This window comes from Mycobacterium sp., assembly GCF_019247635.1.
Lineage (GTDB): Bacteria > Actinomycetota > Actinomycetes > Mycobacteriales > Mycobacteriaceae > Mycobacterium.
Map to the genome: position 1 here is coordinate 1 of NZ_JAFBAR010000001.1, position 11,085 is coordinate 11,085.

Annotated in this window: 12 protein-coding genes and 1 pseudogene; 8 read left to right on the forward strand and 5 right to left on the reverse strand. The window is 63.1% G+C overall.

Annotated elements, in window-relative coordinates; all coding sequences use genetic code 11:
• A pseudogene (locus JO236_RS00005) lies at positions 1 to 183 on the forward strand (dolichyl-phosphate-mannose--protein mannosyltransferase); the annotation flags it as partial.
• 165 nt (positions 184 to 348) lie between these two features.
• Positions 349 to 1,239, forward strand: a complete 891-nt coding sequence (locus tag JO236_RS00010) for a hypothetical protein (RefSeq protein ID WP_293323054.1) — start codon at positions 349 to 351, stop codon at positions 1,237 to 1,239.
• Positions 1,240 to 1,284: 45 nt separating this feature from the next.
• On the opposite strand, the gene arcA is transcribed toward JO236_RS00010, so the two are convergent.
• Positions 1,285 to 2,496 carry an arginine deiminase gene (gene arcA, locus JO236_RS00015; protein ID WP_293323034.1) on the reverse strand — a complete coding sequence of 404 codons (1,212 nt, stop codon included), beginning with the start codon at positions 2,494 to 2,496 and terminating at the stop codon, positions 1,285 to 1,287.
• A 69-nt stretch (positions 2,497 to 2,565) separates the two neighbouring features.
• On the opposite strand from arcA, the gene JO236_RS00020 reads away from it, so the two are divergent.
• A complete protein-coding gene (locus JO236_RS00020; protein ID WP_293323036.1) occupies positions 2,566 to 3,162 on the forward strand; it encodes an alpha-ketoglutarate-dependent dioxygenase AlkB family protein in 597 nt (198 codons plus the stop codon).
• A gap of 50 nt (positions 3,163 to 3,212) precedes the next feature.
• Here the strand turns inward: JO236_RS00020 and JO236_RS00025 are convergent, their stop codons facing one another.
• Genes JO236_RS00025 through JO236_RS00035 form a run of 3 tightly spaced genes read right to left on the reverse strand, consistent with a single transcriptional unit; the run spans position 3,213 to position 5,570 of the window.
• Positions 3,213 to 3,866 carry a DUF5642 family protein gene (locus tag JO236_RS00025; protein WP_293323038.1) on the reverse strand — a complete coding sequence of 218 codons (654 nt, stop codon included), beginning with the start codon at positions 3,864 to 3,866 and terminating at the stop codon, positions 3,213 to 3,215.
• Positions 3,867 to 3,894: 28 nt separating this feature from the next.
• The gene (locus tag JO236_RS00030) at positions 3,895 to 4,581 is read right to left on the reverse strand and encodes a DUF5642 family protein (RefSeq protein ID WP_416362119.1); all 687 of its coding nucleotides are present in this window, start codon (positions 4,579 to 4,581) and stop codon (positions 3,895 to 3,897) included.
• The gene (locus tag JO236_RS00035) at positions 4,578 to 5,570 is read right to left on the reverse strand and encodes a GNAT family N-acetyltransferase (protein WP_293323040.1); all 993 of its coding nucleotides are present in this window, start codon (positions 5,568 to 5,570) and stop codon (positions 4,578 to 4,580) included. Before JO236_RS00035 ends, JO236_RS00030 begins: the two co-directional genes overlap by 4 nt.
• Positions 5,571 to 5,714: 144 nt before the next feature.
• Here JO236_RS00035 and JO236_RS00040 point away from each other — a divergent pair, with 144 nt between their 5' ends.
• Entirely contained in the window at positions 5,715 to 6,461 is a 747-nt protein-coding gene (locus JO236_RS00040; RefSeq protein WP_293323042.1) for a class I SAM-dependent methyltransferase, read from the forward strand.
• A gap of 8 nt (positions 6,462 to 6,469) precedes the next feature.
• On the opposite strand, the gene JO236_RS00045 is transcribed toward JO236_RS00040, so the two are convergent.
• Entirely contained in the window at positions 6,470 to 6,721 is a 252-nt protein-coding gene (locus JO236_RS00045; RefSeq protein WP_293323044.1) for a hypothetical protein, read from the reverse strand.
• Positions 6,722 to 7,225: 504 nt separating this feature from the next.
• Here JO236_RS00045 and JO236_RS00050 point away from each other — a divergent pair.
• From JO236_RS00050 to JO236_RS00065, 4 genes are all read left to right on the forward strand, one after another.
• A complete protein-coding gene (locus JO236_RS00050) occupies positions 7,226 to 8,560 on the forward strand; it encodes a hypothetical protein (protein ID WP_293323046.1) in 1,335 nt (444 codons plus the stop codon).
• A gap of 67 nt (positions 8,561 to 8,627) precedes the next feature.
• On the forward strand, positions 8,628 to 9,389 hold the full coding sequence (locus tag JO236_RS00055; protein ID WP_293323048.1) for an FkbM family methyltransferase: 762 nt from the start codon (positions 8,628 to 8,630) through the stop codon (positions 9,387 to 9,389).
• Between the two features lie 277 nt (positions 9,390 to 9,666).
• The gene (locus tag JO236_RS00060) at positions 9,667 to 10,785 is read left to right on the forward strand and encodes an XRE family transcriptional regulator (protein WP_293323050.1); all 1,119 of its coding nucleotides are present in this window, start codon (positions 9,667 to 9,669) and stop codon (positions 10,783 to 10,785) included.
• A gap of 91 nt (positions 10,786 to 10,876) precedes the next feature.
• Positions 10,877 to 11,085 (forward strand): hypothetical protein (locus JO236_RS00065; protein ID WP_293323052.1); only part of this gene is annotated, 209 nt, incomplete at its 3' end.

The window sequence follows — 11,085 nt, forward strand, 5'->3', positions numbered from 1 at the left end:
CTCGGCGACATCCTGTACCAGCCGCGTCAAGGCGTCGAGCGCCGGGCGCTGGGGCTGATCGCCGTGTGCTGTTACGTGGCGTTGGTCGTAACGAATTTCGCGTGGCTGTTTCCGGTGCTCACCGGTCTGCCAATTTCACAGCAGACCTGGAACATGGAGATCTGGCTGCCCAGTTGGCGATAGGGCCCCGTGGGCCCGGCGTGCCCGTCGCGCCCGGCGCGCCCGTCGCGCCCGCCCCTCGCCCCGCCGTCACGCCGAGATTGCCGTGAGGGCTGTGATTTCGCCAAGTTCACGACCATCACGGCAATCTCGACGAGAGTTGTCAGTCACCCCCATCATCATCGCCTCATGACACGTTCCCCTCTGGTCGTCCTCGGAAGTGAAGCAGTAGCCCGCGGCAGCCTCACCCGAGGCCAATTACGTTGGAACTACCGGAAAATCCATCGCGATGTCTATCTCCCAAAGGAAGTACCGAGGTCGTTGCGGGCGAACATTCACGCGGCCTGGTTGTGGTCAGGCCGCACGGGTGTCATCGCCGGCCGAGCGGCCGCCGCGCTGTATGGAGCGAAATGGATCGACGATTTCACCCCCGTAGAGCTCATAGGGCCGTTCAATCACGCACCGCCGGGCGTCATAATTCGACGCGAACGGGTCAGTTCCGAGGACATCGTGCAGATGGCCGGCCTGCCCGTTACGACTCCGGCGCGCACCGCATTTGATTTGGCCCGCCATCTGCCTCGAAGCGCTGCAGTCGCTCACCTTGACGCGTTATCGGCCGCGACCGGACTGATCAATCCGGATGTGGTGCCGTTGATCACCCGCAGTAAGGGCACGAGGGGCGTGCGGCAATGCCGGGAAGCCCTGTCGCTCATGGATGGCGGCGCAGAGTCACCCAAAGAAAGCTGGCTGCGGCTCCTGCTCATCGACGCAGGCCTACCCCGGCCCGTAACGCAAATTCGGATATCTGATGGCCGCCTGATCGCCTACCTTGACATGGGCTGGGAAGACCCGAAAGTCGCGCTCGAGTACGACGGTGACCAGCACCGAACTGACCGAACGCGATACGTGAAGGACATCCAAAAGTGGGAACTGATCGACCGCCTGGGCTGGAAGGTCATCCGGGTGATCAAAGAGGATCGGCCGAATGTCGTCCTTGATCGGACACGCGAAGCGCTGGCCCGCCGCACACGCGTCGAGATTGCCGGGACGGCTGTGATTCCAGCCAGATCACGACCATGACGGCAATCTCGGCGGCCGCCGCGGCGGCGCCACGAAGCCCACAAGCTAGAGCGGATCGCGGGCCGCCGGACAAGACATGCAACGGGGCCCGCCGCGGCGGGTGCCCAACTCCGACCCGGCGATGGTGAGCACTTCGATGCCCGCGTCCTGCAGGCGGGCGTTGGTCTGCACGTTGCGCTCATAAGCGACAACGACACCGGGCGCCAACGCCAGCGTGTTGTTGCCGTCGTCCCACTGTTCGCGTTCGGCTACGGCGGGGTCCAAGCCGGTATGGATGACCTTCAGCTTCTCGAGCCCCATCGCCGCGGCGGCCGCCTCGACAAAGGGGGCCTCGTCGCTGATTGTCACGCCGTGCGGAGTGCGCTGGATGGTAAACGCCGAGATCGTGTCGACGATGTTGGCGTATAGCACCACGGTGTCGGTATCGACCATCGTGCACACGCTGTCCAGATGCATCTGGGCGCGCTGCTGCGCGATCGGCACCGCCAACACTGTATGCGCGAGGTGGTCGTCGAAAAGGCTGCGCGCCAAGGCTTCCGCACCCGCCGGGGTGGTCCGCTCCCCCACCCCCACCGCGAGCACACCCGGCGCAAGCAACAGCACGTCGCCGCCCTCGACGGGAGCGGTGCGCGATTCGTACGCCCGCCGCACACCGGTGAACCGCGGGTGGTGGGCATAGATCAGGTCGGTCAGCGACGCCTCGCGCACCCGCGCGCGCAGCGCCAGTGATGGGATCACCACGCGGGGCCCGATCCAGATCGACGAGTCCCGGGTGAATACCAGATTCGGCAACGGCTCGATGACGAAATCGGCCCCGTGATGCATGCGCAACACCAATGACACGTCGGTGCGGGTGTCCGACGGGAGCTCGTTGAACGTCATGCCGGCGATCAGCACATGGGCCAGCCGGACCGGGTCCAGCCCACGCAGGTAGGCCGAAAGTTCTTGCGCCAGAGGCACGCCGAGCCGACGCGCGTCGACCGCGGCGGCAACCCCCTGCATCCGGGCCGCCCCGCTGTGCTGAAGCGCCTCGGTGAGCAGGTCGGACAGCAGCAGCACTTCCACGCCCCGGGCACGCAGCAGCCCGGCGAACTCGTCGTGCTCGTCCTGCGCGCGCGAGACCCAGGGCAGGCCATCGAACAGCAGCTGGTCGTTGTTGCGCGGGTTGAGCCTTTGCAGTTCGGGGCCCGGGCGGTGCAGGATGGCCACGCGCAGCGCCCCCACCTCGGAATTGGTACCCAACTCGCCACCGCTCACAGGTCAAACCGTAACCGTGCCGGGCGGCGCGCGCGGGCGATCGAACGGATGTGCGATAAGCTGATAGCCGTGGCGATCGCGGTACAGGGCTCGCTCTTCGAGCACAACGAGCGACGGCACCTCGGTGATGGTGCCTTTATCGACATCCGCGCCGGCTGGCTCACGGGCTGCGATGACCTGCTCGAGGCGCTGCTGTCCGCCGTGCCGTGGCGCGCCGAACGCCGGCAGATGTACGACCGCGTTGTCGACGTCCCCCGACTGGTGAGTTTTCACGACCTGACGGTCGAAGACCCACCGCATCCACAGCTTGCCCGGCTGCGTCGGCGGCTCAACGACATCTACGCCGGCGAGCTTGGTGAACCGTTCACCACAATCGGATTGTGTTGCTACCGCGACGGTTCCGACAGCGTCGCCTGGCACGGCGACACCATCGGCCGCAGCAGCTCGGAGGACACCATGGTCGCCATCGTCAGCCTGGGCGCGACCCGAACCTTCGCGCTGCGACGCCGCGGCGGCGGCCCGTCGCTGCGGCTGCCGTTGGCGCACGGCGATCTGTTGGTAATGGGCGGATCATGCCAGCGCACCTGGGAACACGCGGTCCCCAAGACGTCGACGGCCTGCGGCCCGCGGGTCAGCATCCAGTTCCGGCCGCGCGACGTGCGCTGAAACTGATCGCCCGACTCCTCACTCGCGCCGTACCGGCGCTCGCCGTCGCGCTAGGACCGCACCGCGGCAACCGCTTTGACCAACAGATCGCGCGCGCGTTCAGTGTCGACGGCGGCAACCTGCTGACCGGGGATCACCAGCGGGTTGGCAACGACGAGCACCTGGTAATCGCCGAATTGCGACGTGTAGGTGTACAGCTCGCCGGTGTGGGTCGTCCCGCTGAGGACGGCCTGCAACACGCGATGCTGCGCCTGCGTCTGCGTGCCGTCAATCTTCGGCGCGTCGATCACCTGGATACCACCGCGCAGCTGGGGCCCCGAGAAGGCCACCTTCTGGCAGTCCGGGCCCGGGTCGGTGAGCGGCAGCGCGGTAGAGGTCTCCAGCGCGATCACGACGAAGCGGTTTCCGTTGCCCTCGGCGGAGACGGCGGCCATGTTGCCCTGCACACCCGACGGCATGTCCGGGCCGCCCGCCACCTTCGCACAACTCGGCGGGTCGAAGGTAAGGCCGTCGGGTAGCTTGCGCGAGGCAAAGAATTGCGGATCGATCGCGCGCTCAGTGATGTCGGTGACCTTGAACTCCGGTCCAAAGCTCGACTTCACGTTGGCGACCTTGGCAATGTCCGCCTTGGTGGACGTGGCGGCGCCCGACGAGCAGCCGGCGAGCCAGCACACCGCCGCCACCGCGAGCACCACCTTGCGCATCGTCGCCAATCTACCCAAGTGCGGCTGCTCAGCCGCGCAATGTCGCCACCGTTTTGACCAGTAGATCCGCGGCGAATTGCGGCGTCAGCGGCGGCAGCACCGACCCCGGATCGGTGGTCAGCGTGGTGAACGCGTAATAGTCGCCGAGGTAGGCAGTGAATGTGTAAGTCCGCGAATCGATTTCGGTGCCGGCCTCTACGGAGGTCCGGATATCCGCCACCATGGCGACGGTCTCGACGCCGTCGATGTGTGGGGCGTCGGTGAGGCTGACGGCGGCCGTGCTGTGGCCCGCGGTCATGGTCCATTGCCCGCATGCCGCGACCAGATCGTCGCCCAAAGCCACCGCGCCGGGCCGCACCGCCACCACCACGGCGTCGATGATGCCGCCGGCGCCCGACCCTGACAGTCCCTGGGCGGACTGATCGCGCCCGGCGCCGGGGTCGGCCAATGCCGCGCATTGGGCCGGCATGGTCGCGACATCGAAGTCGAGACCCCAGATCACCCGGGGAGAGGCGGCACTGGGAATGCCGTAGGTGACCTCATAGCCGGGCGGCAGATCTCGGGCGACGCCCTTGATGTGCGCCGGGTTGACGGCCGTGGTGTGCGCCGACGACGGCGCGGTGACCGACGGCGCCGGCGCGGCGCCCGGGGCACACGCGGCGGCCAGCACGATCACCGCCGCGCCAATCCCCGGAAATGGCCGCGGTCGGGTCAGCCGACTGCCTCCATCACTTGGCGCGCAACGTTTTTGATCTGCCCGGCCATCTGACGCCCGAAGGCCAGGCCGCGCGGGCCGGGCACATCGATCACCGTAGTGATGATCCCGATGTCTTCACGCTGCCAGACCGCGCCGTAGTGGTCCATGATGGTGCGCATCGCTATATTGTCGGAAAGCATTCTCGCAGAGAATCTTTCAACTCCGCCGACGCGGGCGGCGATGGATAGCGCGCTGATCAGGAAGCTCCCGATGCCCCGGCCCTGATAGGCGTCGGCGACCAGAAACGCGATCTCGGCGACCGTCGGATCGCTCTGGTCACGGACAAAGCGGGCATCGGCCACCGGGTCTGCGCCGTCCGCCACGACCCAGACGAAGTGGTGGACGTAGTCGACCTCGGCCAGGTAGTGCAATAGGGCCCGGCTGGGAATCCGGGCCGACATGAACCGGCGGTAGAGCGTCTCGCTGGAGAATTGGACGTGCCCACGCACGGTCCGTTGGTCGTCGCCGGGCAGGACCGGGCGCAGCAGCAGCGCGGTGCCGTCACGAACCCGAATCGGGATCGGCGTGATGAAAGCCGCCAGACGCTGTCGCACCGTGCGCAGCAACCGGTCCATGACGTCGGGAATTTGCACCATCTCGGCGAACGTCTCTTTGTCACCGATGAATCCGGTCACCGGTGCGGTGGTGGTGACCGTTGCCGTGCGCGGGATGTTCCGCAGTAGTGCTATTTCTCCGACGATCATGCCGGGACCAGCCCGCTCGGCGATCACGACCCCGTCGCCGCCAACGTGTTTGACCTCGGCGCTTCCCGACGAGATGAGCAGGAACGACACGGGCTGCTCACCCTGCTGCATCAGCACCTGGCCGACGGGCGCCCGCAGCGGCACGACCCGCGCCGCTAGCGGCGTCAAGTCCTCGGCCGGGCATCCCTCGAAGATGTCCATGGCCGCGAGTTCTTCGGCCACCGCGCCGGTTAATTCGGCCATCCCGTCCAATCCGCCACAGCGCCTGGCTCAGCTCGCGGTCTGATGCGACTCAGGTTATGGCGTCGGCTGCTGCGGCGGCAAGGAGGCGCACTAGCCTGGCGTCAGGTCTGCAGCGCCCACGCAGCACTTCCTGAACGGACCGCAATGATCGATAACCAGGATCGAATCGAGTTGACTCGGAGTCTGCTCAACACGACGGCCGTGCTTCGGCACGGATTTCTCGACGTATTGGGCGAATCGACAGCATCCCCGGTCCCGACCTTTGCGCAGCGCGCGATGAACAGCCCCGTGGTCGCAACCGTTTACGAGCGACTGTGGCGACCGACCTCGTTCTACGTTGCCAGCGGCGTCACGACGCGAGCCGAACAGTACCGCGCGGCGACGGCGCTCAATTTGCGAAGCGCCAAGACCTTGCTCGACGTCGCTTGCGGGCCAGGCAATTTCACCGCGCCGCTCTCCGACAAACTGTCGGAGGGAAGCCTTGCCGTCGGGTTCGACATTTCCGAACCCATGTTGACTCGGGCCGTGCTGGACAACAGCGGCCCCCGGACGTGTTATGTCCGTGGAGACGCCCGCATGTTGCCGTTTGACGACGAAACCTTCGATGCCGTCTGCTGTTTCGGAGCGCTGTATCTCATCCTCGAGCCGTTCCGCGTCGCCCGTGAAATGACGCGCGTGCTGCGACCAGGGGGACGCATCGCGATCCTGACCAGCTATGCGGGACAAGTCCCGCCGGTACGTCACGCCCTGAGCCTGGCTGCCAGCACGATCGGACTCAGGATGTTCGATCGCCACGACTTTGTCGACCTGTTCACCTCGGCGGGCCTGGTCGACATCGAACAGCAGACCCAGCGCGCACTGCAGTTCGTCGCCGCCGGTAAGCCCGGATAACGACGCCCCTAGGAAGCGGCCTCGCAAACCCCGAGGATTCGGATCACCGCGGTGCCCTCTTCGTATTCCACGACCCACGGATCGCCACCGTTGACCGGCTCCGAGGCGAGCCTGAACGTCACGGGTTGCCCGGCGTGATGGGACATCTGGGTACATTCGACCTGAAACAGGCGGTAATCGCCGTCATGAGGAATGGCCAGAGAAAAGCCCGGTTCGACGGATTCGACGGGCACCTTCTGCAGGTAGTACCTGGTGCTCATACTCCGAGGTTAAGACTGGCGGGGTTCGCGATGCGCGCCGCCACGCACGTCTTAGCAAATCTTCAGCTGATTCTACGAATTACAACAGGTTTCACTCTGGTTCACTGGAGTCACAAAGGTTGCACGAGGCGCGGTCCCCCGGCCGATCGGATGGACCAAGCGCTTGGGATGCTGCCGCCGCGCGGAGACCAGCTCAGAGATACGCAGAACCGAGAAGGCAGCGCCACGCGTCACACTCGTAGACTCAAGTTGCGCTGTAATATGCCAGAAGGTGCAAAGACCTCCTCGTTCAGACGGATCTCCGGGATCACAAGATCAGCCACGCTGCGGCCCGCGGTCGGCTGTCCGGTGAACTGCTTCTGTCCGAGGGGACACGTCATCGGTGACGGCACGGCAGGAACTGTTGGGGGCAATCGTTCCTAGGTGACCGCTGCGGAGTTAATCGGTTGGCCGCTTATACGTGCTCGACCCTTGGTCGAGTGTCTGCGAACTACGGGGGGTTCGGTGTCTATCAAACATAAGGTGGGGCGGCTTGACGTATCGACCGCTGAAGCGTCGGCGCCAGTTTTTGTGATCATCAACCCAGCCATATCTGACGCTGCGGAGCGCGCGCCCAGCGTCCTCAACAGGATGGCGGCGCGCGGACCGCAATACCGAGTTGGCTTGGTGCCTTCCGCGACAAGTCGAAAATGGGACTTTACCGCTGAACCGGGGTCGTGGTGTACGCAGTCGGTCGACGTCTCCGGCCAGCACAACATGCAGGAAGTCCTCGATTTAGTTGCCGGGCAGCCGTTGCCAGTTCCGATCTGGGCGACGCAAGTGGGCGAATATTTGTGCGTTGCGTGCGATCACGGTGTCGGCGACTCACATGTGGTATTCGAAATCTGCGCCGCAGTGTCACGTGGTGACGTCGATAGCGGTTTTGTCGAGCCGCTGGCGCCGCCGACCACGACAAACCCGTTGATCTCGGCGCTTTTTTATCTCGCTACGACGACGCCACGCCTATTTATCGAAGGGTTCCTCGCACTGTGGAAACCGGCGTGGCCCTTCTTTCGAAAAATCGTAGCGCGTCTTGTTCATCGGCCGCGCCAGGCGCCGTCAGAACCGGCTGGAGACGAATACCAAGACGAGAGATATGTCGCGGTGTGGTGCAAGAGCAGTCCTGAATTTATTCAGGAGGTTCGCCGATATCGCGACTCGAAGCATCCTGATGTTTCCGCTGCCGCTATACTCATGCTGTCGATTTATCGCGCCCTGCAAGAAGCGGGGGTCGTATTGGACGATACGCTGGAAGTCGTGGTTGATCTTCGCCGGTTTCTGCCACCCAACAAATCTACCTTAGCCAACTTCTTCAGCGTCGTTCGCGTCGATATTGGCGGGCGCCGCTCGATGGAAGAATTCTCTTCGGCACTTCGTCAGACAGCTGGTTCGCACCATACACTTTTCGTGGTGGCGGCTCATCTGGTAGTTAATCGGGTACGGTCTTTCCTTGCTCGACGAACCGGAAAAAGCGGACAATCTTCCCGCCGGTCAATCAGATCGCCTAAAACAGTATTAACGATTTCGGAATCCAAGGCATCGGCTTTAGCCAAAATTTCGTGGACGCGTTCCCACGATATTGACCTCGCCGTGGCTGGCCAACCTGCCGATCAGTCACACATGACGATCTACGCGTACACACTGCCAGACGGTTCTGTTCAATTGACAGCGGCATTTTACCCGTCGCAAACAGACAAATCACTCGTATTGCGAGGACTCAGCAGTGCCCTGAACTTCGAGGAATTGGAACGTCGGCTCGAGCCGGTAGCAGAGCCCATACAGAAGAAAATTGGCGCGTGATTGCGAGTAGCAACGCGGCGCGGTCTACCATTCGCCACGAACCGCGCGATAACCCAGGAGACCGAGAATGCTTGTAGGCGGCCGCGATCTGACGACGATTGCAAAAGCGGTAACCGAGCGCCGACACTATACGGCTTTACGCAATATGATCGGCGTCTACACCGCTCCCGTTCAGATGTTTGGACGCTACCTGTCCACGCGCGGTAATTATCCATATACAGCCCAGGTACGTACACCGCTGGGGATCGTCGACTTCACGCTGTATTCCTCGGATGACGTCCGGACAGCGAACGAAATCTTCTGCCGGCTTGACTATAAGGCCGACGCAGAGGACCGGGTGGTGGTCGACTTTGGGTCAAACATCGGCATTTCGGCCAGCTACTTCTTATCCCGCGGGCCTGGAATTTATGCGTATCTCTACGAGCCTTTGCCGTCCAACGTCGTGCGCCTGCGTAGCAACCTAACCCGATTCGTCGACCGGTACACGCTAGAGCAGGTTGCGGTAGGGCCCAAGGACGGCGAAGTGCAGTTCGGCTGGGAAGAGACCGGGCGATACGGCGGTGTCGACGCGGACTGGGAAAACTCCATCACAGTGACGTGTCGCAACTCACGACGATTGCTCGAGGACATCGTCGCTAGCCACGGTGTGATTGACATCCTGAAAGTCGACATCGAAACGCTCGAGGAAGCGGTGATCGCCGACATTCCGCCAGCCCTGGCCCGCAAGATCCGCAAAATCTATGTGGAGTACCGTTTTGCTGACAATCCGCTCGCGGCCACTCACACCCATCGCCAGTACGGGGGCGTTGCGCAGTTCTTCCTGCGGTAAGACCATCAATAATGTCTCGTCTTCAACAACAAAACGAGCGGGGGCGGCAAGCAGACCCTATGTGCAGTTCACTTAGCGGTCTGGAATCTCTTGCGGCAGGCCTTCGGCGAGAGGCCGAGTTGGTCAACCTGCTTTGGTGGTCCTTGTCAGTTGCCGGATCAATCTCCGGTGCGATCGGGCATGCCGGTGCCGGACAGCAACGCCACTCGGCCAGCTGTGCGACAGGCCACTCGACGTTTATCGACACGATCTCCGCGCGTATGCGAATATCACACGTGTGGACGAGTTGACCCTGGGACGCCGCGTTGCGCAGGCGCGCGACGTTGCAGATATCACTCAGGAGGGCCTTGGCCGGGCCGTCGGCCTGAATCGGACGGCCATCAAGCATCTAGAGGACGGCGAGCGCAAACTCAGTGTCACCGAGCTCGGAGCCATCGCGCACGTGCTCGGCCGGCCGTTGTCCTTTTTTGTTGACTCTCCGGCGCCCGCAGCGGCGCGGCGACGCGCCGACACCGGGCTGCTGCACAGCACTTCTCGTACCCTCGACATCGAATTGGACCAATTCGCCGGGGATCTCCGGATGCTGGTCGAGACGGGTGTGATCACCCCGATGGCGCGTGCGCGCGAGCGCACCCCTGACAACGCCACCGGTGCTGAGCAAATGGCCAAATCGATTCGTTCGCGCTTAGGCATGGATCTCGAGACGCAATACGAGGCAGTACGAGACATCGGACAGACGTGTGAAAGCCTTGGGCTTCACACTTATTCCCTTTCGCTCGGCGAGGCAGGCCCTGATGGCGCGTACGCGGAGGTAACTGGGGACGTCCTTGACCTTGGCGTAGCGGTGATCAACTCAGATGCCCCTCTTGGTCGGCGGCGCATGACCCTCGCCCATCTACTCGGCCACTGGCTGTGCGGGGATGCCTACGACTCTTCCGCTTCTCCTGATGGTGAGAAGATGATCGATTTGTTTGCCATCCACTTCCTTGCCCCGCGTGCGGGCATGCATATGGTTTGGAACGAGCACCTCAATTGGTCCGATCGAGATCGAGCACTCGCAGTAAGTGCCACCTACGGATTAAGCTGGGCCGCAACTCTCGGTCAACTTAAAAACGTGGGTGTTATGGATTTCGAGGGTTTCCAAAAATTGAGCGAGTCCAAACCGCGAGCAGGCGACTATCTACGCTTGGGCCTTACCTGGCCAGATGAACTGACGAGCCCATACCTATCGCCAGGTTTTATTTCCGCGTGCCTCAATGGTTACGCTGACGAAAAACTCACGGAAAGCCGCTTGCTTGAACTATTACGAGGTACCTTGACGGCGCAAGACCTCCCCGAGAAAGATGAACGTTCACTCGACCACGTTCGTGCGTCTTTCGCGGGACACAATCGTTGATCTATTGCCGCAGTCCGCGAAATAGATTCGGCACAGGTGACATCATCGAGATCGTCTGGTGGGGCAGCATGTGACGCGACCATATGTGGTCGTGCAGTTCTCTTCGATGCCACCGTCGGCGCAGTACGGCGGCGCAGAACGAGTCGTCGGATCCTTCGCCGATGAGCTCGAGCAGGCAGGTTTCACGGTGCATACGTGTAGTTTGCGACCGCGCCGCGAGCACCTTTGGCCCGGCCATCCAATCGACAACATTTACTGGCCGTTCGACGATCAGCGACGCGGTCCCGTGCAACGGGCCTT

What these genes read in the sequence shown, in the direction of transcription:
- JO236_RS00025 (WP_293323038.1), bottom strand. Translation starts at nt 3,866, where the DNA reads ATGCGCAAGGTGGTGCTCGCGGTGGCGGCGGTGTGCTGGCTCGCCGGC.
- JO236_RS00055 (WP_293323048.1), top strand. Translation starts at nt 8,628, where the DNA reads ATGCTTGTAGGCGGCCGCGATCTGACGACGATTGCAAAAGCGGTAACC.
- JO236_RS00045 (WP_293323044.1), bottom strand. Translation starts at nt 6,721, where the DNA reads ATGAGCACCAGGTACTACCTGCAGAAGGTGCCCGTCGAATCCGTCGAA.
- JO236_RS00040 (WP_293323042.1), top strand. Translation starts at nt 5,715, where the DNA reads ATGATCGATAACCAGGATCGAATCGAGTTGACTCGGAGTCTGCTCAAC.
- JO236_RS00010 (WP_293323054.1), top strand. Translation starts at nt 349, where the DNA reads ATGACACGTTCCCCTCTGGTCGTCCTCGGAAGTGAAGCAGTAGCCCGC.
- JO236_RS00035 (WP_293323040.1), bottom strand. Translation starts at nt 5,570, where the DNA reads ATGGCCGAATTAACCGGCGCGGTGGCCGAAGAACTCGCGGCCATGGAC.